The following is a 24,918-nucleotide window of genomic DNA, read 5'->3' as shown; positions in this document are numbered from 1 at the left end:
CTGCGGCCTCTCTAGAACTGGTAGTACAGGAACGGGCTGAACGTCCCGGTCGCGATCAGGATGGCCGCGTACACCAGCCCCACGGTCATCACGCCGATCCGCAGCGCCGTCGCCGGGCGGCTCCGCGAGGACTCCAGCAGCGGCCCGGTCACCGGATGCGCGGGCAGGAACACGATCGCCAGCGCGCACAGCAAGATGATGAGCCGCTGATTGGTCACCGCGCTCTCGACGACGTCGGTGAGGCCGGTGAAGTCGGGCAGCACCATGTGCCCGATCATGCCGAGCGCGTGCGGCAGGTCCTCGGCGCGGAAGAACACCCAGCCGAAGACCACGAGCACGAGCGTCAGCGCGCGGCGGCCGATGCGGGCGGCCCGGGTCTTCGGGGTGACGTCGTAGCCGAAAGCGCGTTCCACGATCAGCAGCGCGCCGTGGTAGATGCCCCAGATCACGAACGTCCACTGCGCGCCGTGCCAGAACCCGGTCAGCACGAACACGATGCACAGGTTCCGGTACGTGTGCCCGGCGCCGGTGCGGTTGCCGCCCAGCGGGATGTAGACGTAGTCGCGGAACCAGCGCGACAGCGACATGTGCCAGCGCCGCCAGAACTCGGTGATGGTCACCGACGAGTACGGCCGCGCGAAGTTCTCCGGTAGCCGGAAGCCGAGCATGCGGCCGAGCCCGATCGCCATGTCGGAGTATCCGGAGAAGTCGAAGAACAGCTGGAGGGTGTAGCCGATCGCGCCCAGCCAGGCGATCGCGAAGGTCATTTGATCCGGTGAGGTGTTGAAGCACGCGTCCACCATCGGGCTGAGCGAGTCCGCGATGATCGTCTTCTTGCACAGCCCGAGCGCGAAGCGCGGGAAACCGGCGGCGATGTCGTCGAGGCGGTGTGACCGTTGCTGCGGCAGCTGGTCGGCGATCTCGCGGTAGCGCACGATCGGCCCGGCCACCAGCTGCGGGAACATCGCGATGTACGCGGCGAACGACACCGGGTCGCGCAGCGCCCGGCGTTCGCCGCGGTAGATGTCCACCACGTACGAGATGTGGTGGAACGTGTAGAACGAGATGCCGATGGGGATGACCAGGTCGGCCACTGGGAAGCCGCCGCCGAACCAGTGCGTCACGGCCGCGATCTGCTGGGTCGCGAAACCCGCGTACTTCCAGATCAGCAGCATGCCGACGTTGAGGCCGATGACCCCGAGCAGCAGCCGCTTGCGCCGCTTGTTCTGCAGGTCCCAGGCGTTCGGCTCCAGCGCGGGCCCGGCCAGGAAGTTGACCACCATGCAGCCGATCAGCACCAGCGTGTACGGTCCGGCGCCGGTGGCGTAGAAGATCAGGCTGCCCGCGGCGACGATGCCGTTCCGCCAGCTGCGCGGGCACACCAGCACGGCGAGCAGTACCGCCGGCATGAAGTACCACAGGAACAGTGGCGAAATGAACGACATCGGTGCGGGGTCCCCCAGGAACGGTTACGCCTTATCCGCTGGTGACCTTAGCCTGAGGTCCCCGCCCGATGTCGATGAACTGCGTGTCCGCGAAGTGCGGGGTCAGACACGTCCCGCGCTGCGGCGGCGGCGGGCCACCTCGGCCAGCAGCACACCGGCCGCGACCGACGCGTTGAGCGACTCGACACCGGCCGCCATCGGGATCGACACGGTCGCGTCGCAGGTCTCGCGCACCAGCCGGGAGAGGCCGCGGCCCTCCGAGCCGAGCACGATGACCAGCGGGTCCGCCGCGAGGTCGAGCTCGTCGATGTCCACCGAGCCGTCCGCGTCGAGGCCGACGACCATCAGGCCGTCGTCCTTCCACGCCTTCAGCTGGCGGGTCAGGTTGGTCGCGACGGCGATCGGCAGCTTGGCGGCGGTGCCGGCGGAGGTCCGCCACGCGACCGCGGTCATGCCCGCGCTGCGCCGCTCCGGCAGCAGGACGCCGTGCGCGCCGAACGCGGCGGCCGAGCGGATCACGGCACCGAGGTTGCGCGGGTCGGTGACGCCGTCGAGCGCGACGAACAGCGGAGTGCTGCCCGAGTCCTTCGCCGAGGCCATCAGGTCACCGGGGTGCGCGTACTCGAACGGCGGGACCTGCAGGCCCAGGCCCTGGTGCATGGCCCGGTTGGTCTTGCGGTCGAGTTCCTCGCGCGGGATCTCCAGTATCGAGATGCCCTTGTCGCCGGCGAGCCGGACGGCGTCGTTGACGCGGTCGTCGATCTCGATGTTGAGCGCGACGTACAGCGCGGTGGCGGGCACGTCGGCGCGCAGCGCCTCGACCACCGGGTTGCGGCCGGCGATCAGCTCCGGCTTGTCGGCCTTCTTCTGCCGTGCCTGTTCCTTGCGGTCACGCGCGCCTGCCATGCGGTACGCCTTGTGCCCTGGCCGGTCCTCGGCCTTGGGGGTCGGGCCCTTGCCTTCCAGGCCCTTCCGGCGCTGGCCGCCGGAACCGACGACCTGACCCTTCTTCGTGCCGGGCTTGCGAATAGCGCCCTGGCGCCGGGAGTTGCCTGCCATCAGTGAGAATCCTTGAGCTAGAAAAGCGAGTAAGTGTCAGACTTCCTTGACGGTCCACTGTGGACCGTTCGGGGTGTCCTCCACCACGATGCCCGCCTGCTGGAGACGGTCACGCGCGGCGTCCGCACGGGCGAAGTCCTTCTCGGCGCGGGCCTGCTGCCGTTCGGTGAGCAGCCCTTCCACGAGATCGGACAGTGCCTGCCGGGTGGGCGTTTCGTTGCCGCCCGCCTCGGACCAGCGCGCGGAGAGCGGGTCGAGGCCGAGCACGTCGGTCATCGCGCGCACGGAGGCGGCGAATTCGAGTGCCTTGGAATTGTCGGCTGCGTCGAGGGCAGCGTTACCGTCGCGGACCGTGTTGTGCAGCACTGCGAACGCCTGCGGGGTGGCCAGGTCGTCGTCGAGCGCGGCGGCGAAGTCTTTCGCGACCTCGCCGAGGTGGACGTCACCGACGACGCCCGCGGTACGCCGGAGGAACTGCTCGATCCGCCGGTAGCCCTGCGCGGCTTCGGCGACGGCCCCGTCGGAGTAGTCGACCGTCGACCGGTAGTGCGGCTGGACCAGGTAGTACCGCAGTTCGGGTGCCCGGTAGTTCTTGAGCATCTCCGGGATCGACACCGTGTTGCCCAGCGTCTTGGCCATCTTCTCGCCCGCCATGGTCACCCAGGCGTTGTGCAGCCAGAACCGCGCGAACGGGTCACCCGCCGCGTTGGACTGGGCGCGCTCGTTCTCGTGGTGCGGGAACACCAGGTCGATGCCGCCGCCGTGGATGTCGAACTCGGGGCCGAGGTAGGTCGTCGCCATCGCCGAGCACTCGAGGTGCCAGCCGGGACGCCCGGAGCCCCACGGCGTCGGCCACGACGGTTCGCCCGGCTTCGCGGTCTTCCACAGGGTGAAGTCACGCGGGTCGCGTTTGCCCTCGGCGAGGCTCTCGCCCTGCTGGACCTCGTCGAGCTTCTGGCCGGACAGGTCGCCGTAACCGTCGAACGCCTTGACCGAGAAGTACACGTCGCCGCCGGAGGCGTACGCGTGCCCGCCGTCGATCAGCCGCCGCATCAACTCGACCATCTGTGTGACGTGCCCGGTCGCCCGCGGCGAGATCGAAGCGGGCAGGCAGCCCAGCGACTCGTACGCCGACTCGAACGCGCGCTCGTGCGTGGCCGCCCACTCCCACCAGGGACGACCCGCTTCGGCGGCCTTGGTGAGGATCTTGTCGTCGATGTCGGTGACGTTGCGGACCATCAGCACATCGAGTCCACTGTGGACGAGCCAGCGGCGCAGGACGTCGTAGTTCAGCGCGCCGCGGATGTGGCCGATGTGGGGGATGCCCTGCACGGTGGCACCACACACGTACATGGACGCCGTTCCGCTACGGGCGGGGTGGAATTCCCGCACGCTCCGGGTCGCGGTGTCATAGAGGTGTAGTGCCACCCTAAAAGGGTACGGGGTCGGGGTGAGCGATGTCGCAGTGACCGTGTTACAGCACGTTGTGGGTGCGGAGGGCGTGGAGGAGAGCGTCCGGGCGCTCGGTCGTCGGCAGCGGCTCTACCAGCGCGAACGCGCAGCCGACCTCGCGTGCGGCACCGTCGGCCTCCTCGCTGTCGCCGACCATCAGCGTCTCCGCCGGTTCGACGCCGAGCCGTTCGACGGCCGTCCGGAAGATCTCCGGCTCCGGTTTCACGGCCCCGACCTCGAAGGACAGGATGAATTCGTCGACGAAGGCGTCCCAGCCGCGGCGGCTGAAGGCCGGCCGGATGTCGAAGGCGATGTTGCTCAGCACCCCGACCCGGACGCCCTTGCCGGAGACGCCCTTGAGCACGGCCTCGGTGTCCGGGTACGGCGTCCACTGGCTGGGATCGATCAGCCGGGTGTAGAGCGCGACGGCCTGGTCGGCGTGCGGGACCCCGGACCGCTTCAGGACCTCGAGGTACACCTTGCGGTGCAGCACCGGGTCGCGGTCGCGGTGGTGCCAGGCGTACAGGTGCGCCTCGTCGAGGTCCACGACCTGGCCGACCGGCGCGGTCATCCGACGCATCAGTTCGGTCTGGGCCTCGACGTCGAGGCTCTCCCCCTCGTGGTCGGTGAGGTCGGCGAGCCAGGTCTCATCCTGCTCGAGCCGGAAGACCGTGCCGGAGAAGTCGAACAACACAGCGCGATAGGTCACGAGTCCCACACTAGCCACGATCGTGGGACTTGACCTCTCCCCGCGTGTGAGATGAACGGTCCGTTCCTTGCGAAATTCGCAAGGAACGGACCGTTCATGGCGCGGGTCAGGCGGCGTTGCCGGTGATCTTGGTCGGCGTGATCCGGACCAGCACGCGCACGACCTCCGCAGGCTCGTCCGGGTAGTCCTTGTCGAGGTACTTGTGCGAGAGCTCGTTGATCAGCTCGCGCCCGCCCTCGTCGGTCATTTCCACGGTCCCGCGGATCTCGACGTAGTCGTACGGGTTCTCCTGGTCGAACACCGACACGGACACCCGCGGGTCCCTGGCCATGTTCCGCTCCTTGAGACGGCCGCGGACGGTCGCGAAGATCACCGTGTCGCCGTCCCGCTTCGCCCACAGCACGGACGTCTGCGCGGAGCCGTCGGCGTTGATGGTGGCGAGGACGGGGAAGTTGTTGCCGTCCAGGAGTTTCTTGGTCTGGTCGTTGAAGGTCACACCCATGACGAGAGCCTAATCAACGAACGTTCCCGGCGATCCTGTCCACCCGCAGCCGGACGATCACTCGCTCGGCTTCCGGGCCTTCCGGCGGCGGGTCCTGGCCGAGGTACTTGTGGCTCAGCCGCTTCGGCAAGGTCTTCTCGGGATCGGGAATGATCGTGACCGTGCCGCGCAGTTGCGTGTGCCGGTAAGGGTTCTCCGCGTCGGTGATCGACACGCTCGCGCGCGGGTCTCGACGGAGGTTCCGCACCTTCAGCCTGTCTTCGGTGGCGCTGAAGACCAGATTGCCGTCGTCGAGGCCCACCCAGATGACCGAGGTCTGCGGGCCGCCGTCGGCGTCCAGCGTGGCCACGGTCGCGAAGTTCTTGCCGTCCACCAGTTCTCGGACCGGTTCGGGAAGTGTGACTGCCATGACAGGGGAGAACAGGCTCCCGGCGCGCCCTATTCCTGCGAGGTTAAGAGCAACGCCGTCGCGAACGCCGCGATGCCCTCGCCGCGTCCGGTCAGGCCGAGCCCGTCGGTCGTCGTCCCGGAGACGCTCACCGGCCCGCCGACAGCCTCGCTCAGCACTTTCTGCGCCTCTTCACGGCGCTTCCCGACGCGCGGCGCGTTGCCGACGATCTGGACGGTCGCGTTCCCGACGGTCCAGCCGCCCGCTTCGACCAGTCGCCGTGCCTCGGCGAGGAACTCGACGCCGTGCTTGCCTGCCCACCGCGGATCGCCGGTGCCGAACACCGCCCCGAGATCACCGAGCCCCGCCGCGGACAGTAGCGCGTCGCACAACGCGTGCGCCGCGACGTCGCCGTCGGAATGCCCCGCGCAGCCGTCGACGCCGGGCCAGAGGAGACCGGCGATCCAGCATTCGCGGCCCTCCTCGATGGGGTGGACGTCGACGCCGTTGCCGATCCTCACAGGGTTTCCTCTTCTCTTCGCCTGTTCGCGCGGTGTGTTGGCAGCCTCGGCGATTTATGGGTCATCTTTGGAGGGGTGCGCCCGTCCGCCCACACCAGCGGCGCGGCGCGAGTGAATCAGAGGGTTTCCTCTTCTTCTCCGGCCACGGCAATCGCCTCGGCCAGTTTCAGTTCGAACGTATTGGTGACCCGCATCGCATCGGGGTGACCGGCGACGGTGTGCGCGCCGTCGAGAGACGGTTTATCGGCATACGAGAGAAAAGTCTCACGAGTGAAGCCGAGCGGGGTTTGCGCCGTGCGCAGGTACGCGCGGTCTTTGGTGCCCGTGATGACCTTCGCCGCGTCAGTCACTTTGACCGTGTCAGCCATCGGTAGTACGGGAACGACGAACGGTGAGCCCGCACGGACCGCGTCCGTGACGGCACGGATCGTGTCCGCGGGAGTGAAGGCGCGCAAAGCGTCGTGCACGAGGAAGACGGGATCCCCGGCGATCTCTTTTTCGACGGTGTCGAAAGCGTCTTTGAGCGAAGAGCCGGGTATCATCCGGCAACGCTCCGGGAAGTCGAGGAGAGCGGCCGAAAACGACAACGCACACCGCTCGGGGGCCGCCACGACCACCAGATCGAGATCCGGCAGCGCGAGCAGCCCCCGCACAGTGTGCGTGAGTAGAGCTTCACCATTGACCGGCGCGAGAGCGAGCTCCGCGTCGAAGGCGTGGTGTTGAACGGCAGTGACGAACGCGATCGTGCTCATGGGGACGGTGCTCATATGTGCACGATCGTAGAGGTCTCCCGCGCAGCCTCACCCGGCGTGGGACACCCGCCGGTTCAGACTGCCGCGGTTTCCAGAACTTCGTCGAGGAGGACTTCAGCCTTGTCCTCGTCGGTACCCTCCGCGAGCGCCAGCTCGCTGACCAGAATTTGCCGCGCCTTCGCCAGCATGCGCTTCTCACCGGCTGAAAGTCCGCGGTCCTTCTCTCGCCGCCAGAGGTCGCGCACCACTTCGGCCACCTTGTTCACATCGCCAGAGGCGAGCTTCTCGAGGTTGGCCTTGTACCGACGAGACCAGTTAGTGGGCTCTTCGGTGTGCGGAGCACGCAGAACGTCGAAAACCTTGTCCAGTCCTTCTTGCCCGACGACATCACGAACACCGACGATCTCGGCGTTGTCAGCGGGCACGCGAACCGTAAGATCCCCTTGCGCGACTTTGAGGACGAGGTACTTCTTCTCCTCGCCCTTGATCACGCGGGTCTCGATGGCTTCGATGAGTGCGGCACCGTGGTGCGGGTAGACGACGGTCTCTCCGACCTTGAAAACCATGTGTCCTCTGCCCCTTTCGCTGAATTCATCTTAGCACGTGCCGACGAGGCCCACCTAGCGACCCGCGATCGTCGTTGCAGGTCAGCGGCCTGACGGTGGTCCGCCCGGGGGTTGACAAACCCAATTCGCCCATGCTCATGCAGGTGAGAAGCGAACGCTTTCCAATTCCTTTGTAGACGGTTGATCTTGGGCACGTCACCGCATTGGGTCGCGTGTCAACACGCACCGGGTTCTCCGGCCGCGACGCCGCCCGGCTAGTCTTCGCGGTGAAGAGGCCGTGAGATGGAAGGACTCCGACGTGAGGCTGCAGAATCGTCGCGTGTTCGGCGCAGGGGTGCTGGCGCTCGGCGCCGCGCTCGTGCTCGCCGGCTGCAGTGCTGGTCAGATCACCCAGACCGACTCGCAGCAGCCCGCGGTCAACGGGACGTACGCGCAGGCGAAGGATCTTGTGCTGCGGAACGCCGCGCTCCAGTTCCCGGAAGAAGGCCAGGCGTACCCGGCCGGTGCCGCCGTGCCGCTGTCGCTGACCATCGTGAACCAGGGTAAGCAGGACGACGAGCTCGTCTCGGTCTCCTCCGAGGCCGCCACCGGTGACGCCAAGATCTCCGGCGCCAAGGTCGTCGTCTCGACCCACGCGCTCGTGATCGGCCCTTCCGACGCGGTCGAGTCGACCAAAGAGGTCGCCCCGACGAGCGCCGCCTCCTCCGCGCCGTCCTCCTCGGGTGCCCCGTCGTCCTCGGGTGCCCCGTCGAGCAGCGAGTCCGGTGCGCCGTCGTCGAGCGTCGCCGGGACGGTCACGCCGTCCGCTGGCCCGGAGCAGCCCGCCGAGGTGGGCAAGGCCACCGTCGTGCTGCAGGGCTTGAAGCAGCCGCTGTGGGCCGGGCAGACGATCAAGGTCACCTTCGTCTTCAAGAACTCCGGTTCGGTCACGCTGGACCTGCCGGTCGCGGCGCCGTCGCACCCGGGCAGCCGGGCGCCCGCTCCGGAGAAGGAAGCCAAGGGCGGCGGCCACTAACTCCCGTAGCCGAGCTGAAGGGGCCCTTCACCGCATCACACGCGGTGAAGGGCCCCTTCGCTGCATCTGATGCGGGGAAAGTCCCCTTCGGCTACCGGCGAGGTCGGTCGCTGCCGGGGATTGTCGGTGGTGGCCGCTAGCCTCGCGGGGTGGTCAAGAAAGGCAGCACCTACCGCTGCGGTGAATGCGGGTACGAGGCGCCGAAGTGGGTCGGGCGCTGCCCCGAATGCCAGGCATGGGGAACGATCGAGGAACGCGGCGACGCCCGCCCCGCGGTAGCCAGGGTCGCCGCCGGCGCGCCCAGCGCCCCGGCGCGTCCGATCGGCGAGGTCGACGTCGAGACGGCGCGTGCCAAGCCCACCGGCGTCTCCGAACTGGACCGCGTCCTCGGCGGCGGCTTCGTGCCGGGCGCGGTCATCCTGCTCGCCGGTGAGCCCGGCGTCGGCAAGTCGACACTCCTGCTGGAGGTCACCTATCAGTGGGCGGCCACCGCGGGCCGCGCGCTGTACGTCACCGGCGAGGAGTCGGCCGGGCAGGTGCGGTTGCGCGCCGAGCGCACCGGCAACGTCCACGATGAGATGTTCCTCGCGGCCGAAAGCGATCTCGCCGCGATCCTCGGCCACGTCGACGCGGTCAAGCCGGGCGTGCTGATCGTCGACTCGATCCAGACCATGGCCTCGCCACAGGTGGAGGGCTCGCCGGGCGGGGTCACCCAGGTCCGCGCGGTCACCTCCGGGCTGGTCGCGCTGGCCAAGGAGCGCGGGCTGCCGATCGTGCTGGTCGGCCACGTCACGAAAGACGGCTCGGTCGCCGGGCCGCGGGTGCTGGAGCACCTGGTCGACGTCGTCCTGCAGTTCGAGGGCGACAAACATTCGACGCTGCGGATGCTGCGTGGCATCAAGAACCGCTTCGGCGCCGCGGACGAGATCGGCTGCTTCGAACTGGTCGAGGAGGGCATCGTCGGCGTGCCCGACCCGTCGGGCCTGTTCCTGAGCCACACCGCCGAGCCGGTCGCGGGCACCGCGGTCACGGTGACCATGGAAGGTAAGCGCCCGCTGCTGGGCGAGGTACAGGCGCTGGTTTCGGCGACTCAGTCGCCGCAGCCCCGGCGCGCGGTGAGTGGTCTCGACTCGGCGCGCGTCGCGATGGTGCTGGCCGTGGTCGAGAAGCGGGCGGGTATCAAGGTCGGTGACAAGGACGTCTACGTGGCGACGGTCGGCGGCATGAAGATCACCGAGCCCGGCATCGACCTCGCGGTGGTGCTGGCCCTGATGTCGTCGGCGACGGACACCGCGCTCTCGCCCAAGCTCGTGGCGATGGGCGAGGTCGGCCTTTCGGGTGAGGTCCGGCGGGTGCCGGGCATCGGGCGGCGGCTCGCCGAGGCCGCCCGGCTCGGCTTCACCTACGCGCTGGTGCCGCCGGACTCCGGCAAGATCCCGCCGGGCATCCGGGTGCTGGAGGTCGCTGACGTCGCGAGCGCGCTCAACGCCGCCAAACACGCCCGCTAGAAGTCCAGGGTGCGCGAGAGGCCGCCGCGGCGAACCGCGTGAAGCTGCGGGCTTTGCCCGGGTGGCGGTTCCGGAGGTCAAGCGAGTCGCGCTGGACGCGGAACCGTCGCGGCCACGGAGTTTTTAAGGACCGGGTATCTCGCCGCGGCGAGATACCAACGAGGCGATCAAAGTAATCGAAGCTGCGAAACTATCTGATTGAGCAGGCGAAGTCCACGCGAGAGAAGTTCAATTCGGGTGAGTTCGGAGACGTGGTAAACGGGGTTGCCGAGATGAACCTCTTATCAAGATGTTGAAGACTACGTAAGCATGCGAGACCTGAAATTTCTTGCTCAGGTTGTCGCTGTCGGCCATGTATTGAGTGTGAATTTGGCTTCGTCTCCAAATGAATGAGAGACGAAGCTGGGGGAGTCGCTACATCGATGTCCGCCGTAAGCCGCTCATGCGCCGTGACTTCGGCTTGCTTGAAGTCGCTTTCCGACGAAGAGAGGGAAGTTGACTTTGTTATAGTGTGGCTATCCAAGTTCATCGGCTCACCAATGATTTGACCGGACTTGTTCCTGCTTTTGGAAAGGTGCGGTACGGTGATATCTCTGCCCCGGGCGTGGCTGTTGTTTTGAAACGAATAAGGAGATATCGATCCGGTCACTGTCGGCGATGAGGGCGTGGCGAAGGACCGATGACCGGGTTGCCCGCGTCGAAACAAACAGTGCGGTGATTGTCGACGAAGGTAAGAGCGTCTTGTTCAGGTCACGGTCGATCAAGGTGCGGTTTCGAGGTCAGAGTGAACGGGGTGTTCAAGCGACGCCAACTGGACTGGGATGCCGAGAAGAGGTCGCACTTCAGGGTAATGGTGGGGAGCGGTCGCACCGGTCAGAAATGGGCAATCAAATGTACTGGAATCAGGACTGAATTCGAAGTAGTTCTACGTGGTAACATTTGGTAGTGAATATGCACTACGGAACTCATCCGAATTCCCTGCGGCCGCTGTTCGATGCCATAGGCTCAGACAGGCGAGTCTTGGTGAGACAATTGACTCCTTTCGAAGACAATGAATACGGTTCGGTCAGTGTCAACCGGTTTCCGATCGACCTGGCCACAACTGGCGCGAAGGACTGGTCGGTGACTCGGATCGTGGAGCAGCGAGTCGAACATGATTACGACGACGCGGCTCGAGTTCTCGGTGAACTCATAGTCAGGAACACTGATCCTCGCGCCGAAGTCATCGTGTTCTGGGGAAATGTGGTAATCCCATCGATCGGCATTCCCGCACGGCTTGCGGCGGCGAACGCCGGCCTGCTCATGGACATCGGCGATGACGTCTGGATCTATTTGCCGGACAAGGACATCGTCATCGAATACTGGCACTCGGGCCGGATCACGGCCGGTGAAATACCGGACAAATGAAGAGGGGAGCATGAGAAAAGGATCTAGCGTACTTTCGCGAGCTTTGATCACGGTCACCACGGCCGCTTTGATGGCAGGCGTGGCCGGTGGTGCCCCGGTGGCGGCCACGCCAGTGAATTCGCCGCCGACGGCCGGCGCGGCGGTGTCGGAGTCGTCGATGGAGGACGAGGTTCGGGCGGCGGCGGTGCCGGGAATTTGGCGGGGACGACCTGCTCATCCTGGATGACCGCAACTACGTGATCGCCCTGTGGGCAAGGTCGTGCGCGGTCTCCGTGCCGACACGGCGCGCGAGATAGCGCTGCAGCGGGGCCGCGTGGGCGTCGAAGAGCATGCCGAAGACGGGCGCGGGGTCGGGACCGCCGAGATCCGGCCGGTCCGGCCCCTGTGAGCCCGCCTGCCCGTGATCGTTCTTCATCACCTGCACGATCGCTCTTGCCCGATCGTCTCCCGAGCGTTCATCTGACCCTACTTTCGTCGTACGCCGATCGGGGAAAGCCCAGGTGGAGATCAAGACAAAAGCCGCCGAAGAGGCGACTCTGTTCAGTATTCACCAAGGAAAAGTGAAGCTGGGGAAGGATTACCATGCGTCGACTCAGGACAGCGGTCGTCGCCGCGCTCGCGGTGTCCGCACTGATCACCGCGCCGTCGGTGGCCGTCGCTCAAGACGAGTACGTCGTACCCGCTCCCGACTTCGTGAAGTCGATGGCGCCGCCCGCCAAGGTCGAAGGGGTCAGGGCGGCCGCGGAGCTCAACATCCAGTACCAGATCCAGCAGACCGGGTATTGGTGCGGCCCGGCCGCCACCCGCATCGCCATCTCGGCGAAGAACGGCAACCCGCCGAGCCAGCAGCAACTCGCGAACGAGCTCCCGACCAGCACCAACGGCACCGACTGGATCGGCCAGGTCACCCGCGTCCTCAACGCCCACATCGGCGGCGGCTGGTACGAGACCAAGGAGATGCCGAACGACCCGCCGACCCAGGCGCAGCGCGACCTCCTGTGGCGCGACATCGTCCTCGACGTCGACAAGGGCTACGCGATCGTCGCGAACATCGTCGCCCCGGCGAACAACCACCCGCCGGGCTACCCGAACTACACGATCTACCACTACTTCACGATCATCGGCTACAACAGCGGCAACATGACGGTGAAGATCGCCGACCCGGCCAACTTCGGCGGCAACCAGATCTATTGGCTCACCTTCAACCAGCTCGCCACCCTGATCCCGCCGAAGGGCTACTCGGCCTGACCCCTCCTCCCGCGTTTCGTCCTCTAGATGCGGTACTTGCACGCGCAAGTACCGCAACTAGAGGACTACTTGCGATGGTTCGACGCCGAAACGTCGCAACTAGAGGACGAAACGCGGGTTGTACGAATCTTGTACGCGGGTGCTCGAAGATGATCGACATGCGCATCAAGACGCTCGGTCTGCTGGCCGCCTCAATGCTGGCCCTCATCGCCGCGCCGGCCCAGGCCGCCGACGGCAACCCCCTTGAGAAGACCAATGGTTTCTACACCGACCCGAACTCCAACCCCGCGGTCTGGGTGAGGGATCACCCTGGCAGCACCGCCGACAAGATCAAGGCCGCCATCTCCACCAAGGCGGGCGCGCGCTGGTTCGGCAACTGGAGCGGTGACGTCAAGAAGGCCGTCGACGGCTACACCTACGCCGCCGACGTGGCCGACAAGCTGCCGATCCTGGTCGCCTACAACATCCCCGGCCGTGACTGCGGTGGTCACTCCGGTGGCGGCGCGGGCAGCCCGGAGGCGTACCGCACCTGGATCTCGAACTTCGCCGATGGCATCGGCGGCAAGCCCGCGGTCGTCATCATCGAGCCGGACGCGCTCGCGCAGCTCGACTGCCTGCCCGCCGGTGAACGTCAGACCCGCCTCGACCTGCTCAAGTTCGCCGGTCAGCAGTTCGCCACCAAGGCCCCGAACACCTGGGCGTACATGGACGGCGGCAACTCGACCTGGATCCCCGCCGCGACCATGGCCGACCGGCTCAACGCCGTCGGGGTGAAATCGATCCGCGGTCTCGCGATCAACGTGTCGAACTACAAGACCACCACCGACTCGGCGAACTACGGCAAGGCCGTCAGCGCCGCGCTGTCGAGCAAGTACGGCTACACCAAGCCGTTCGTGATCGACACGAGCCGCAACGGCAACGGCCCCAAGGGTGCCGAGTGGTGCAACCCGGCCGGGCGCAAGCTCGGGACTCCCTCGCAGACCGGCGGCGGTGCCGAGATGCTGCTCTGGGTCAAGGTGCCCGGCGACTCCGACGGCAAGTGCGGGATCGCGCCGAACGTAGAAGCCGGTCAGTTCAGCTCCGACCTGGCCCTGCGCCTGATCAGCGGTACCTGACCCACCCGAAACCCGTCGCGCCGGCTGTTCGTCTGTGACTTTCGTTCTGCCGAGAAAGCGAAGGCCACGACCCCTAGGACAGCAGCCGGCGCGACGACTCCAAGTACCTGAAGGCGTCCTTTGTCACGGTGACGTGGCAAAGGACGCCTTTTCGCATTGTGTGGGGTGGGTGGTCCGTGAAGGACTCCTTGAGGGACCCAGAGTCCCTCAAGGAGTCCTTCACGGACGTATTGGTGCAAGTCGTCACCAAGGATCACAGCGGTGGGGGCTGAGGGCCTTCGCTACCGCGAGGTCAGGGTCCCGGCAAAGTCGCAGAGCTGCTGGTCGGCGCTGCTGTTGGAAACGTCGCTGAACCTCTGTTGATCAAGCTTCGTGACCGGTGTGATCCGCGGCGATGGAGGAATGGGGACACTCGACGTCCCCATTCCTCCATCGTCAGCCTTACACAGCGACGAATAACGCCTGACCTGCGAGACCTCGACCTTTCCGACACCCTGACCCCTCAGGGTGTCGGAAAGGAGGCCTTTACCACAGACGACAGTGGACGTCGCGCGCCTAGCGGGAGAGCAGGTTCGCGCAGCGGATCAGCCCGATGTGCGAGTACGCCTGCGGGTGGTTGCCCAGCGAGCGCTCCGCGATCGGGTCGAACTGCTCGGGCAGCAGGCCGGTCGGGCCCGCGGCGTCGACGATCTGCGTGAACAGTTCTTCGGCCTCGGTGCGCCGCCCGGTGAGCAGGTACGCCTCGATGAGCCAAGCCGCGCAGATGTGGAAACCGCCTTCGCCGCCGGGAAGACCGTCGTCGCGGCGGTAACGGTACACAGTGGACCCACTGCGCAGTTCCGCCTCGATCGCGGTCACCGTCGACTGGAACCGCGGGTCGGCCGGATCGATCAGCCCGGTCAGCCCGACGAACAGCGACGCGGCGTCGAGGTCGGTGCCGTCGTAGGCGGTGGTGAAGGCCTGGACCTCTTCGTTCCAGCCCTTGTCCAGTACGTCCGCAGCGATCTCGTCACGCAGTGAGGGCCACGCGCCCGGCACTTGGCGGCCGTAGATCTCGCCCAGCTTGACGGCCCTGTCGATGGTCACCCAGCACATCACCCGCGAGTACACCCGGTGGCGCGGCACGTGCCGCTCCTCCCAGATGCCGTGGTCCGGCTCGTTCCAGCGCCGCGTGACGGCCTCGGCCATCGCGCGCACCATCTGCCAGTCCTCGTCGCGCAGTTCGCCGCGCGCCTCCGCCAGTGTCTGCACGAGTTCGACGACCGGGCCGAAGACGTCCAGCTGCACCTGGTGGTTCGCCAGGTTGCCGACGCGGACCGGCCGCGAACCGGCGTACCCCGGCAGCGACTCGATGACCGCCTCGGCGCCGATCACGCTGCCCGCCAAGGTGTACAGCGGGTGCAGCCGTTCCGGACCGGCCAAAGTGGACAGTACGCCGTGCAGCCAGCGGAGATAGCCTTCGGCCTCCTCGGTCGAGCCGAGGTGGACCAGTTCGCGCACGGTCATGGCCGCGTCGCGGATCCAGCAGTAGCGGTAGTCCCAGTTACGGACGCCGCCGATCTCCTCCGGCAGCGACGACGTCGCCGCCGCGAGCACGCCGCCGGTGTCGGTGTTGACCAGCCCGCGCAACGTCAGCGCCGAGCGGCCGACGAGGTCGGTCTGGACGCTGGGCAGCTTGAGCGTCCGCGCCCAAATGCTCCAGTAGTCGCCCGCGCGGGACCGCCGCTCCACTTCGGACAGTTCGTGTGCGACGAGATCCGAGGTGCCACAACGGAGTTCGAGCACCACCGGGCTCTCGGGCGTGGGCGTCACCAAGGCCGTCGCGGTGTCGTTCATGCCGTCGGAGGTGATCTCCCACTCCACGCCCGGCGAACGCAGCGCGAACGGTTCCGAGGTGCCCTGCACCACCAGCCCGTCGCCCTGTGCGACCAGCTTCACCGGCACACCGCCGAACTCGGGACGCGGCGCGAACACGATCTCCGCCGCCGTCTCGCCCGAGATCACCCGGACGAGGTCCGTGCGGTGCGCGGGGCTCTCCGGCTCGATGTAGTCGGTGACGAGCAGCCGGGACCAGCGGGTCTCGACCGTCATCGTGTTCGGCAGGTAGCGCTGCCCGAGGGGCAGGCCGTTGCGGTACGGCTTGATCGAGAAGTGCCCGGCACCGGGGCCGCCGAGCAGATCCGCGAAAATCGCGGGCGCGTCGGGGCCAGGGTGACACAGCCAGGTCAGCCGGGCGTCCGGCGTGACGAGCGCGACCGAACGTTCGTTGGCCAGCATGGAAAGCCGCTCGATCGGCGGCGCCTGCTCGCCGTAGAGCCAGTTGCGGCGCTCTTCGAGCAGGAAGGCGAGCGCCATCGCGACGTCGACGGTGTCCGGAACCCGGTACTGCGCGAGGCTTTCGCCCTCGCCGACCTTCACACCGATGTCCGGGCCGGAGATCCGCGCGAACGCCTTCTCGTCGGTGACGTCGTCGCCGAGGAAGATCGCCGCCGTCGCGCCGACCTGGTGGCGCAGGGTGTCCAGCGCGCGGCCCTTGTCCGTCTGGACGACCGCGAGCTCGACGACCTCCTTGCCGTCGGTGGTGGACACGCCCTCCCACTGCGAAGGTCCATTGTGGACATCGCGAAGGACGCGGCGGCCCGCCTCGTGCTCGGCGCGGCGGACGTGCACCGCGATGCTCGCGGGCTTGACCTCGAGTGAGACGCCCGGCACGTCGAGCACCAGGTTCTCCAACTCGGCTTCGAGCCGTCTGTGCAGTTCGCGGGCCTTGTCGTCGAGCGCGTGGATGAAGCCGATATCGAACTCGGATCCGTGGCTGCCGACCAGGTTCACCTCGGCAGGGAGACGGGACAGCGTGGCGAGGTCACGCAACGCACGGCCGGAGATGACCGCGGTGGTCGTCTCGTGCAGGCCGGCCAGCGACCTGAGCGCGCCCACCGATTCGGGCAACGGCCGGGCTTCGTCCGGGTTGGCCGTGATCGGCGCCAGCGTGCCGTCGTAGTCGCAGGCGACCAGCAGCCGCGGGGTGCGCGCGACCTGGACAATCGCGCGCCGCAGCTCGGCGGGCAGTGCCTCGGCGGTCAACGATTTCTCCTCGGGGACTAAGCGGGGCGGGGTGGTGTTATGGGGACACGGTCAGTCGGTCGGTTCTCCACCGAGCGCTTGAAGGAACGAGCGCGCCCAGCGGTCGACGTCATGCGTGAGGACCTGCCGGCGCATGGCGCGCATACGACGGCGTCCCTCTGCGGGGTCGAGCGTAATGGCAGTCTCCAACGCGTTCTTCACCCCGTCCAGGTCATGGGGGTTGACCAGGAGAGCACTGGTCAGCTCCGCCGCGGCGCCGGCGAACTCGGACAGGACGAGCGCGCCGCCGAGGTCGTGGCGGCAGGCGACGTACTCCTTGCAGACGAGGTTCATCCCGTCACGCAGGGGGGTGACCACCATGACATCGGCCGCCGAGAAGAACGCGGCCAGTTCGGTCCGGTTCACGGACTGATGCAGATAATGCACGACCGGGCGACCCACGCGGGCGAATTCACCGTTGATTCGCCCGACCATCTGCTCGATGTCGCCGCGCATCCGCTGGTAGTGCTCGACGCGCTCCCGGCTCGGCGTGGCCAGCTGGACGAACGTGACGTCCTCCGGGCGGACGCGGCCTTCGTGCAGCAACTCGTGCAGCGCCTGCAGCCGCAGGTCGATGCCCTTGGTGTAGTCGAGCCTGTCGACGCCGAGCAGGACCTTCTTCGGGTTGCCGAGGTCACGCCGCAGCTGGGCGGCGCGTTCGGCGACGCCCTTGGTCTTGGAGAGCTTGTCGAGGCCGACGGCGTCGATGGAGATCGGGAACGCGCCGACCCGCACCGTGCGGTCGCCGACCTGCATCAGGCCGGGGCGGGTGCGGATGCCGACCGCGCCGCGGCTGGATTCGAGCCCGGCCAGCTGCCGCGCCAGCCAGAGGAAGTTCTGCGCGCCACCCGGCCGGTGGAAACCGACGAGATCGGCCCCGACCAGGCCGCGGACGATCTCGGTCCGCCACGGCATCTGCATGAACAACTCGACCGGGGGGAACGGGATGTGCAGGAAGAACCCGATCCGCAGGTCAGGGCGCAGTTCGCGGAGCATCGCCGGTACCAGTTGCAGCTGGTAGTCCTGGATCCACACGGTCGCGCCCTCGGCGGCGACCTTCGCGCTCGCCTCGGCGAAGCGCCGGTTCACCCGGACGTAGGACTCCCACCAGCTCCGGTCGAACACCGGCCTGGCCACCACGTCGTGGTACAGCGGCCAGAGCGTCGCGTTCGAGAAGCCCTCGTAGTAGTCGCGGACCTCGTCCGACGTCAGGGAGACCGGGTGCAGGACCAGGCCGTCGTCGTCGAACTCCTCGACCTCGACGTCGGGCACACCCGGCCAGCCGACCCAGGCGCCCTTGCGGGACCGCAGGAACGGTTCGAGCGCCGACACCAGCCCGCCGGGGCTCGCCGTCCAGCGCCTGCTCCCGTCGGTGGTCCGTTCGAGGTCCACCGGAAGGCGGTTCGCCACCACGACGAAGTCCGCGGAAGCCGTTCTGCCCGTCTCAGCCATCACTTCGTCCACCAGCCGCTCCCTGAAATCGCGGGTCGCTGCCCTAAGGGGAAACCTTATCGCGCGCCCACGCGACGGCCGGTCGTCGCGCGTTCACTCCAAGCGTCGTTCGGCGGGTTCCATCGGGCCCGCCATCCTCGGCCCGGCGAACTTGCGTTCGAGCCTGCCGAGCCCCGTGCGCACCGGCTGCGCCAGGTACTCGCCGAGTACCACACCCGCTGCCAGGGCAAGCCCGATCGCGACCGCGGTCATCAGTGTGGAGATGTTCCCACCCTGTTCGACGCCCAATTGGTATAGACCACGATAGGTGGAGAGACCGGGAAGGAGGGGCGTGATGCCGGACACAGCCACTACGAGCGGCGTCACCTTGAGCCGCCTGGCGAGCACGCCGCCGCAGAAGCCCACCAGCGTCGCGGCCATCGCGGACGAGCTGACGGCTTCGAAATCGGTCAGCATCAGCGCGCCGTACACCGCGCCGCCGATCGCGCCCGCCGCTCCCGCGACGAGCATCGCGCGCATCGTCGAATACGAGGCGAGCGCGAAGCAGGCGGAGGCGCCGATGCTGCCGATGATGATGATCGGGAGTTGCTGGGGCGTCGAGGAGACGACCTCGGGCAGCGGCGTGAGCGACAGGCCGAGCAGCAGAGCGATCTTCAGGGCGAGCACCACACCCGCGATCAGCCCGGCACTCATCAGCGCGGTTTCCATCGTGCGCCCGGCCGCCGTGACGTAATAGCCGGTGATGGCGTCCTGCACGGCGGAAACCGTGGAAAGACCGGACAGCAGCACGGTGACCGCCGCCGCGACGACCAGCGTGGGTTTGTTCGTGGTGAGCAGGTCGCTGCTGACTATCGCCATCGCGGACAGGGTCGCGACCAGGCCGCCGATCACCTGCTGGAAGAAGAACGGCAGCGCGAAGCGGTTCAGGAAGCGGCCGAGCCGGTCGATGACCGCGCTGATCACGAGCGCGACCAGGGCGATGTCGATGCTGCCGCCGAGGATCAGGGTGATGAACGCGGCAAGGCCACCCCAGGCGGCCGTGGCCACCCAACGGGGGTACGGGTGCGGCGCGGTCGTGATCCGCTGGAGTTCCTGCTGCGCCTCCTCGGCGCCGATGTTCCCGCGGACGATCCGGCGGACCAGGGTCTCCGTCTGGGTGAGCCGCGTGTAGTCGAGGCTGCGCGAGCGGACCACGCGCAACGCCGTCACGGGCGCCATGTCGGTGCCGCGGTGGCAGGTGACCGTGATCGACGTGAAGATCACGTCGACCTCGCAGTGCGGGAGGCCGAGCGCGGAGGTCAGCGCGATGATCGTCGCCGTGACGTCGGAGGCGCCGGCGCCGCTCGACATCTGGACCTCGCCGATGCGCAGGACGAGGTCCAGGACGAAGTTGACCGTCGTGTCGTCGGGCGGCTTCGGGCCCATCGTTTCGTCGCCGTCGACGGCGGGCTGCTCGGCCGTCGGGGCTTCGAGGATCTGCCAGGCGCGGCGGCGCAGCAGGTTCGGCCGGTGCGAACGAGCCTGGTGGATCGATCGCTCACCGTCACGTTGCCGCGGCGCTTCCAGCAGCCATTCGCCACGTTCGGGTGTTTCGTCCTGGTTCTTTTCGACACCGCGTTCGCCGCCCTGGGCCCTCTTGGTGTGCTCGTTGATCTTCATGATCGATCCACCTCCTCGGTCTCGTTCGAGGGACTCTCCCGAGGACCATCGGGGCCGATGCCCTGCCCGTTGCAGGTAATCCGAAGTGGCGTACACCACGCCTGAGGAAGATCATCGCGGTCTCGCCGGTTTGCGGCACACTGCATGTCATGACGTCCTCTGTAAGCAGGCGTTCCCTCCTTCGCGCGGCCGGTGTCACCGCGGCCGGAACTGCGGCGACATTCACCCTTTCGGGGGCATCTAGCGGGGCGGAGGCCCCGGTTTTCGCGCACGGAGTCGCTTCGGGTGACCCCAAGCCCGATTCGGTGCTTCTCTGGACCCGGGTCACGCCTTCGGCCGAGGCTGTTCCGGGATCCGGAAAAGGGGCGCCGGTGAACGTCCGATGGGAGGTGGCCGCCGACGCCGATTTCGTGGACGTCGTCGCTCGTGGTCACACCCGGACCGGGCCCGAACGCGACCACACGGTGAAGGTGACGGCGGGTGGGCTGCGCGCGTCGACCGCGTACTACTACCGGTTCACGTCGCGCGGCAAGGTCTCGCAGACCGGGCGCACCCGCACCGCGCCCGCGCACGAGGAGGAAGTCGCACGGCTGCGGTTCGGCGTGGTGTCGTGTGCGAACTGGGCTGTCGGTCACTTCGCCCCCTACGGCTATCTGGCCGGTCGCGACGATCTCGACGCCTTCATTCACCTGGGTGACTACCTCTACGAAGGTAACCCGAACCCCGCGGGTGATCTCCGGCCTTCGGTTCCGTCTCACGAGTTGGTCACCCTGTCGGACTATCGGCGGCGCCACGCGATGTACAAGACCGACGACCACCTCCAGCGGTTGCACGCCCGCCATCCGGTCATCGCGACCTGGGACGACCACGAGGCAGCCGACAACGCTTGGTCCGGTGGATCGCCATCACACGATCCGGCGACCGAGGGCGGCTGGCCCGACCGGATGCGGGCGGCGCACCAGGCGTACTTCGAATGGATGCCGGTGCGGCATCGCGGCGACCGGCTGTACCGGCGGCTGAAGTTCGGGAGGCTGGCCGACCTCACCATGCTGGACCTGCGGACATACCGGACGCGGCAGCCCGGGCCCGAGGAGGATCCGGAGGGCACGATCCTCGGCGCCGACCAGCGGCGGTGGTTCCTCGAGGGTCTCGCGCGGGGCACGGCGTCGTGGAACGTCGTCGGGAACTCGGTGATGGTCACGCCGATCAAGGTGCCCACCCTGCCTTCGCGTGAAAAGCTCGCGCTGGCCGGCCTGCTCGACGGCCAGCCGACCACCGTGAACACCGACCAGTGGGACGGCTACACCGCGGACCGTCGCCGGGTGCTGGACACCATCGCCGCGCAGGGGCGGGGCAACACGGTGTTCCTGACCGGCGACGTCCACTCGTCGTGGGCGAACGACGTACCCCGCGACGGGACGAGCGTCGCGGTGGAGTTCGTCTGCCCGTCGGTCACCTCCGACAACCTCGACGAGCAACTCGGTGTCCCGCCGCGGACCGGCTCGCTCAAGGTCGAGGCCGCCATCCGCGCGCTGAACCCGCACGTGCGCTTCGTGGAACTCGACTCGCACGGCCCCGGCGTCCTCGAAGTGACCCCGGACGCCGTCCGGATGAACTGGTACTACGTCGCCGACCGCCGCGACCCGGCGACCGCCGTGACGTTCGCGCACGCTTTCCGGACCGTGGCGGGGGAACCGTGGGTGCACCCTGCGAACCGCTGAACGGGCGCCGATATACTGGGCTCGCCTGGGGGTGACTCCGGGCGAGGCCGCTATAGCTCAGCTGGTAGAGCATCTGTCTTGTAAACAGAAGGTCAGGGGTTCGAGCCCCCTTGGCGGCTCAAGATCAACATGATCGCTGACCTGCGGGTATGGTGCTTAATGTGACTAGTGTTCATGTTTGACTCGGCCCGATTGGGCTCCGTTTCGTCTCCGTTTGCTCTGCTGTGCTGAAAACTGCGGATTCGGGTGCGCTTCCTTCAGCAGGAATTTCACGGCGTGGTCGGGATGGGTGCTGGCCGCGACTGGATCGTAGCTGCGTGACTTGGGCTTCCGAGTGGTCCTATCTGCGCGAACTTGGCAGAGGAGTGGCGGCTGGACCTGAAGTCCGTCACGTCGGTCCGGGCGGCGGCCAGCCGCCTCAGGTTGCAAAAGGCGTGTCGGCCGGTCGCGCCCAGGCGCACGGGTGTCTCTCGGGTTGCTTGATCGTCGACACGCCGACCTCCAGTGCTGAAAAATTCTTGTCGTCAGCTAAAGTGCTTGAGAGTACTTTCGCTGGATGCTGAAGTGTGCTCGGCGACGCGGCAGGAGTGACAATGGATCTTCGAGTTGCCCGGGACTGGGCGGATGGCGCTTTCGGCGAGAACGCCCACGCTCTGCGCCGGCGGATTCCCCAAGCGCTCGCGACCGCTCACGGTCGCGCGAGGGACGGGCACGACGCCACTCGTTCGACAACCAGGCGGATTTACGGGAACGGGCTGTGGGAATTCCAGCATGAGGAGCTGGTTCGCGAGCTGCTGTCCATCGACGGCGCGAAGGTTGCCAAGTTCGGCGGCTATCAGCTTGTCGTCATCGCGGACCAGGCTTTCTTCCCTTTGCGCTACGCCGACCGAGCTGGTGTGCCTGTTGAGCGAGCTCGGCTCGGGCGACCGGTGTCGCCGCAGCGGCAGCGGCTGTTCGGTGCGCACGCGCCGGAAGTCGAACGTACCGAGCCATTTCTCGATGAGGCATGGGAAGAACTCGACGCACACGACGAATATGAGTCCTTCCCGCAGCTCGGTGAAGGCGTCCAGCTGGTCGTGATCGCCTATGCCTGCAGCCTCGAAGCTGGCGTGCTGCATGTCGAGTGGGGACAAGCCGAACACATCGGGGAAGGCGAGCTGCGGTGGGGCGATCACTCCGCACTCCCCCTGGCTGCGACTGGAGTCGCTGGCGGTCTGAGCCTCGCCGGGCGCGGCACCGGCACCTCATGGTTCGATTCCGGTAAAGAGCCCGAGATCGCGTTGGGCTTGCGGCAACCTGGTGCTGACGAGCTAGGTGTGCCGCCGCAGACTGAACCCCACCCCGACGAACCTCACGCCCAGGACGATGACCAAGACTGACGATCCGCAGCTTCTTCTTTTGCAACCTCGCCTTACAGCGTCGCCCAGCCCGGGTGTTGTGGCCAGTGCGTTCGATCCGGCGCGGCTCACCCAGGCCCGGCACTTGGCGGGGATGACGAAGAAGGAGCTGGCGGACAACCTTCACGTGAGCCCGGCAGCGGTCGGTCAGTACGAGGCCGGGGTCAGCCGCCCGCGTCCCGACATCCTGATCCGCCTGGCTGATCTGCTCGACGTCCCGGTCCACTTCTTCGCGGCGGGTCGTCCACATGCTGCCCTCGACACGTCCGGGACCCATTTCCGAAGCCTGCGCTCAACCCGTCTATTTCAGCGAGACCGCGCCGTCGCATTCGCTGCCCAGGTATGGGAACTGACCCACGCCCTCGAGAGGCGAGTGCAGCTCCCGCTGGTGGACCTGCCTGGCTTCGCCGGCGGCGAGGTCACCACGAACGAGGACGTTCCACTGGATCCTGTCGGCGCCGCCCGCGCACTTCGCCGGCACTGGGGACTTGGGCAAGGGCCGATCGCGCACCTGGTCCGGCTCATGGAATCCCGAGGCATAATCGTCGCGATGCTGCCCTTCGAACGCAGCGAAGCCAAACGCATTGATGCCTTCTCCACCTCGCGCTTGCCCCGGCCGCTGATCGTGCTGACGCCCGACCGTGCCGACGACGTCTACTGGTATCGCTTCAGCGCAGCGCACGAACTCGGCCACCTCGTCCTGCACGGAGACACCCCCGCGGGCGATACTCAAACCGAACGAGAAGCTGACGCATTCGCGGCCGAGTTCCTCACGCCGCGCGCGAGCATCGCACCGGACCTGCCCGTCCGCGTCGACTTCGGCGTCCTCGCCAAACTGCAGATCGAGTGGGGAGTCTCCATCCGGTCTCTGCTCTACCGCTGCCGCGAGCTGGGCCTATTCTCAGCGCCCACAGCAAGCAGGGCATACCAACGGCTCAACACTCTAAGAAACCAAGGCATGTTCGCCGACGAGCCCATCGCCGGCTACCCCGGAGAAAACCCCGTCCTGCTCGCACAAGCCTTCGAGCTAGCCGCAAACCACGGCACCACCGTCACCAAACTGGCGGCTGAACTCGCCTGGTCCACCGGGCGCGTTCACGAACTGCTCGGAACTCGCCAAGATCGCCCGCATCTCCGCCTGGTTCTATAGGGAGCGCAACCGCCCCGGGTGCGCAAGAAACGATGCTGCCGCTGCAGCGGCGGGAACCCGCACTTACGTGGTGAGGTCCGGGAGTACCTGACGCTGTAGGTGGGTGTCCCCGCGGCGCAGGGAAGGTACGGCCCGCCTGATAGGGAGATCGAGATGAGCGCGGGTCGGTACCGCAGGCAAGACCGGGTCGTCCTGGTGGGTGCTGACGGTGGGGTCCGGCTTCACCAGGTCTCGCGGTTAGGTAGTATTCGAGGCTTGCCTCGGGGAACACGGCCGTGCCGATGTCTTGCCCTTCGATGATGCACTGCTCGTGTTCGGCGGCCCATTGTCTGACGAGTTCGGTGATGTGCAGACGTACTCCCGGCATCCTGGCAACCACGTGCTGACGGACGTTCCTCCGTCGCTTCGATAACGCGAGCACACGTTTCGCCTGTTTGGGCAGACTCTCGGCTGGACTCGGCCCCGGCTACGGCAGCCTGAGGCCGCCGACAGGTGGACGTAGTTTGGTGCTGGCCGCGCACGCCCAACTCAGAGTGACTCGACCGCTGCTCGCCAACCTGCGCCACCCAAGGGAACGCCCCGCCGAGCTGGCCAAGACCAACCCCGGCCAGGGTCCTGCGCGGGTTTCGCAACATCTCTACGGAAACTCCTTTTCCAGCGGACGCACTGAAACCCGCCCCCGGTCGGGTCCGGGACGACCACGGCAGGTGTAGTCAAGCTGCCACAAGA

Annotated in this window: 22 protein-coding genes and 1 tRNA gene; 9 read left to right on the top strand and 14 right to left on the bottom strand. The window is 67.1% G+C overall.

Annotated features, from left to right (window positions below; genetic code table 11):
• Positions 1 to 11: 11 nt before the first annotated feature.
• The 9 genes from ACM6LR_RS04725 to ACM6LR_RS04685 form a co-directional block, all read right to left on the bottom strand.
• Positions 12 to 1,445, bottom strand: a complete 1,434-nt coding sequence (locus tag ACM6LR_RS04725) for an MBOAT family O-acyltransferase (protein WP_414941993.1) — start codon at positions 1,443 to 1,445, stop codon at positions 12 to 14.
• Positions 1,446 to 1,547: 102 nt separating this feature from the next.
• Positions 1,548 to 2,504: a 23S rRNA (guanosine(2251)-2'-O)-methyltransferase RlmB gene (rlmB, locus tag ACM6LR_RS04720; protein ID WP_414941994.1), complete on the bottom strand. Its 957-nt coding sequence runs from the start codon at positions 2,502 to 2,504 to the stop codon at positions 1,548 to 1,550.
• A 36-nt stretch (positions 2,505 to 2,540) separates the two neighbouring features.
• Complete coding sequence (gene cysS / locus ACM6LR_RS04715) at positions 2,541 to 3,932, bottom strand: cysteine--tRNA ligase (RefSeq protein WP_414941995.1); 1,392 nt, start codon at positions 3,930 to 3,932, stop codon at positions 2,541 to 2,543.
• Positions 3,933 to 3,978: 46 nt separating this feature from the next.
• Positions 3,979 to 4,665 carry an HAD family hydrolase gene (locus ACM6LR_RS04710; protein WP_414941996.1) on the bottom strand — a complete coding sequence of 229 codons (687 nt, stop codon included), beginning with the start codon at positions 4,663 to 4,665 and terminating at the stop codon, positions 3,979 to 3,981.
• A 106-nt stretch (positions 4,666 to 4,771) separates the two neighbouring features.
• A complete protein-coding gene (locus tag ACM6LR_RS04705) occupies positions 4,772 to 5,167 on the bottom strand; it encodes a PPOX class F420-dependent oxidoreductase (protein ID WP_414941997.1) in 396 nt (131 codons plus the stop codon).
• 13 nt (positions 5,168 to 5,180) lie between these two features.
• A complete protein-coding gene (locus ACM6LR_RS04700; RefSeq protein ID WP_414943250.1) occupies positions 5,181 to 5,576 on the bottom strand; it encodes a PPOX class F420-dependent oxidoreductase in 396 nt (131 codons plus the stop codon).
• A gap of 29 nt (positions 5,577 to 5,605) precedes the next feature.
• A complete protein-coding gene (ispF, locus tag ACM6LR_RS04695; RefSeq protein WP_414941999.1) occupies positions 5,606 to 6,076 on the bottom strand; it encodes a 2-C-methyl-D-erythritol 2,4-cyclodiphosphate synthase in 471 nt (156 codons plus the stop codon).
• A gap of 116 nt (positions 6,077 to 6,192) precedes the next feature.
• Positions 6,193 to 6,828 carry an IspD/TarI family cytidylyltransferase gene (locus ACM6LR_RS04690; RefSeq protein WP_414943521.1) on the bottom strand — a complete coding sequence of 212 codons (636 nt, stop codon included), beginning with the start codon at positions 6,826 to 6,828 and terminating at the stop codon, positions 6,193 to 6,195.
• Positions 6,829 to 6,902: 74 nt separating this feature from the next.
• On the bottom strand, positions 6,903 to 7,394 hold the full coding sequence (locus ACM6LR_RS04685) for a CarD family transcriptional regulator (protein ID WP_005165253.1): 492 nt from the start codon (positions 7,392 to 7,394) through the stop codon (positions 6,903 to 6,905).
• A gap of 298 nt (positions 7,395 to 7,692) precedes the next feature.
• Between ACM6LR_RS04685 and ACM6LR_RS04680 the strand changes: the two genes are divergently transcribed.
• From ACM6LR_RS04680 to ACM6LR_RS04670, 3 genes are all read left to right on the top strand, one after another.
• Entirely contained in the window at positions 7,693 to 8,409 is a 717-nt protein-coding gene (locus ACM6LR_RS04680; protein ID WP_414943249.1) for a hypothetical protein, read from the top strand.
• Positions 8,410 to 8,558: 149 nt separating this feature from the next.
• Positions 8,559 to 9,917, top strand: coding sequence for a DNA repair protein RadA (gene radA, locus ACM6LR_RS04675; protein WP_414942001.1), 1,359 nt, complete (start codon positions 8,559 to 8,561; stop codon positions 9,915 to 9,917).
• A gap of 945 nt (positions 9,918 to 10,862) precedes the next feature.
• On the top strand, positions 10,863 to 11,324 hold the full coding sequence (locus ACM6LR_RS04670) for a hypothetical protein (protein ID WP_414943248.1): 462 nt from the start codon (positions 10,863 to 10,865) through the stop codon (positions 11,322 to 11,324).
• 232 nt (positions 11,325 to 11,556) lie between these two features.
• Here the strand turns inward: ACM6LR_RS04670 and ACM6LR_RS04665 are convergent, their stop codons facing one another.
• Entirely contained in the window at positions 11,557 to 11,739 is a 183-nt protein-coding gene (locus ACM6LR_RS04665) for a hypothetical protein (protein WP_414942003.1), read from the bottom strand.
• A 167-nt stretch (positions 11,740 to 11,906) separates the two neighbouring features.
• Between ACM6LR_RS04665 and ACM6LR_RS04660 the strand changes: the two genes are divergently transcribed.
• Both ACM6LR_RS04660 and ACM6LR_RS04655 read left to right on the top strand, forming a co-directional pair.
• Positions 11,907 to 12,572: a C39 family peptidase gene (locus tag ACM6LR_RS04660; protein WP_414942004.1), complete on the top strand. Its 666-nt coding sequence runs from the start codon at positions 11,907 to 11,909 to the stop codon at positions 12,570 to 12,572.
• A gap of 158 nt (positions 12,573 to 12,730) precedes the next feature.
• The gene (locus ACM6LR_RS04655) at positions 12,731 to 13,687 is read left to right on the top strand and encodes a glycoside hydrolase family 6 protein (RefSeq protein ID WP_414942038.1); all 957 of its coding nucleotides are present in this window, start codon (positions 12,731 to 12,733) and stop codon (positions 13,685 to 13,687) included.
• Between the two features lie 555 nt (positions 13,688 to 14,242).
• Here ACM6LR_RS04655 and otsB read toward each other — a convergent pair.
• From otsB to ACM6LR_RS04640, 3 genes are all read right to left on the bottom strand, one after another.
• Positions 14,243 to 16,771, bottom strand: a complete 2,529-nt coding sequence (gene otsB / locus ACM6LR_RS04650; RefSeq protein WP_414942005.1) for a trehalose-phosphatase — start codon at positions 16,769 to 16,771, stop codon at positions 14,243 to 14,245.
• A gap of 51 nt (positions 16,772 to 16,822) precedes the next feature.
• Entirely contained in the window at positions 16,823 to 18,262 is a 1,440-nt protein-coding gene (locus ACM6LR_RS04645) for an alpha,alpha-trehalose-phosphate synthase (UDP-forming) (RefSeq protein ID WP_414942039.1), read from the bottom strand.
• Positions 18,263 to 18,355: 93 nt separating this feature from the next.
• Positions 18,356 to 19,921, bottom strand: coding sequence for a threonine/serine ThrE exporter family protein (locus tag ACM6LR_RS04640; protein WP_414942006.1), 1,566 nt, complete (start codon positions 19,919 to 19,921; stop codon positions 18,356 to 18,358).
• A gap of 149 nt (positions 19,922 to 20,070) precedes the next feature.
• On the opposite strand from ACM6LR_RS04640, the gene ACM6LR_RS04635 reads away from it, so the two are divergent.
• The 4 genes from ACM6LR_RS04635 (at position 20,071) to ACM6LR_RS04620 (ending at position 24,189) form a co-directional block, all read left to right on the top strand.
• Complete coding sequence (locus tag ACM6LR_RS04635; protein WP_414943247.1) at positions 20,071 to 21,642, top strand: alkaline phosphatase D family protein; 1,572 nt, start codon at positions 20,071 to 20,073, stop codon at positions 21,640 to 21,642.
• A gap of 46 nt (positions 21,643 to 21,688) precedes the next feature.
• Positions 21,689 to 21,761, top strand: a tRNA-Thr gene (locus ACM6LR_RS04630).
• A 474-nt stretch (positions 21,762 to 22,235) separates the two neighbouring features.
• A complete protein-coding gene (locus ACM6LR_RS04625) occupies positions 22,236 to 23,021 on the top strand; it encodes a hypothetical protein (RefSeq protein ID WP_414942008.1) in 786 nt (261 codons plus the stop codon).
• Positions 23,008 to 24,189: an XRE family transcriptional regulator gene (locus ACM6LR_RS04620; protein ID WP_414942009.1), complete on the top strand. Its 1,182-nt coding sequence runs from the start codon at positions 23,008 to 23,010 to the stop codon at positions 24,187 to 24,189. The genes ACM6LR_RS04625 and ACM6LR_RS04620 overlap by 14 nt, the downstream gene beginning before the upstream one ends.
• Here the strand turns inward: ACM6LR_RS04620 and ACM6LR_RS04615 are convergent.
• Positions 24,092 to 24,556, bottom strand: coding sequence for a (d)CMP kinase (locus ACM6LR_RS04615; protein WP_414942011.1), 465 nt, complete (start codon positions 24,554 to 24,556; stop codon positions 24,092 to 24,094). The genes ACM6LR_RS04620 and ACM6LR_RS04615 overlap by 98 nt on opposite strands.
• Positions 24,557 to 24,918: the final 362 nt, after the last annotated feature.

The organism is Amycolatopsis sp. cmx-11-32, from assembly GCF_047608695.1.
Classification (GTDB): domain Bacteria; phylum Actinomycetota; class Actinomycetes; order Mycobacteriales; family Pseudonocardiaceae; genus Amycolatopsis.
Note: the sequence above shows the minus strand (reverse complement) of the source record. Positions and strands in the feature narration are given on the sequence as shown.

What these genes read in the sequence shown, in the direction of transcription:
- ACM6LR_RS04725 (WP_414941993.1), bottom strand. Translation starts at nt 1,445, where the DNA reads ATGTCGTTCATTTCGCCACTGTTCCTGTGGTACTTCATGCCGGCGGTA.
- rlmB (WP_414941994.1), bottom strand. Translation starts at nt 2,504, where the DNA reads ATGGCAGGCAACTCCCGGCGCCAGGGCGCTATTCGCAAGCCCGGCACG.
- ACM6LR_RS04705 (WP_414941997.1), bottom strand. Translation starts at nt 5,167, where the DNA reads ATGGGTGTGACCTTCAACGACCAGACCAAGAAACTCCTGGACGGCAAC.
- ACM6LR_RS04700 (WP_414943250.1), bottom strand. Translation starts at nt 5,576, where the DNA reads ATGGCAGTCACACTTCCCGAACCGGTCCGAGAACTGGTGGACGGCAAG.
- ACM6LR_RS04690 (WP_414943521.1), bottom strand. Translation starts at nt 6,828, where the DNA reads ATGAGCACGATCGCGTTCGTCACTGCCGTTCAACACCACGCCTTCGAC.
- ACM6LR_RS04685 (WP_005165253.1), bottom strand. Translation starts at nt 7,394, where the DNA reads ATGGTTTTCAAGGTCGGAGAGACCGTCGTCTACCCGCACCACGGTGCC.
- ACM6LR_RS04665 (WP_414942003.1), bottom strand. Translation starts at nt 11,739, where the DNA reads ATGAAGAACGATCACGGGCAGGCGGGCTCACAGGGGCCGGACCGGCCG.
- ACM6LR_RS04660 (WP_414942004.1), top strand. Translation starts at nt 11,907, where the DNA reads ATGCGTCGACTCAGGACAGCGGTCGTCGCCGCGCTCGCGGTGTCCGCA.
- ACM6LR_RS04655 (WP_414942038.1), top strand. Translation starts at nt 12,731, where the DNA reads ATGCGCATCAAGACGCTCGGTCTGCTGGCCGCCTCAATGCTGGCCCTC.
- ACM6LR_RS04645 (WP_414942039.1), bottom strand. Translation starts at nt 18,262, where the DNA reads ATGGCTGAGACGGGCAGAACGGCTTCCGCGGACTTCGTCGTGGTGGCG.
- ACM6LR_RS04640 (WP_414942006.1), bottom strand. Translation starts at nt 19,921, where the DNA reads ATGAAGATCAACGAGCACACCAAGAGGGCCCAGGGCGGCGAACGCGGT.
- ACM6LR_RS04635 (WP_414943247.1), top strand. Translation starts at nt 20,071, where the DNA reads ATGACGTCCTCTGTAAGCAGGCGTTCCCTCCTTCGCGCGGCCGGTGTC.
- ACM6LR_RS04625 (WP_414942008.1), top strand. Translation starts at nt 22,236, where the DNA reads ATGGATCTTCGAGTTGCCCGGGACTGGGCGGATGGCGCTTTCGGCGAG.
- ACM6LR_RS04620 (WP_414942009.1), top strand. Translation starts at nt 23,008, where the DNA reads ATGACCAAGACTGACGATCCGCAGCTTCTTCTTTTGCAACCTCGCCTT.
- ACM6LR_RS04615 (WP_414942011.1), bottom strand. Translation starts at nt 24,556, where the DNA reads ATGCCGGGAGTACGTCTGCACATCACCGAACTCGTCAGACAATGGGCC.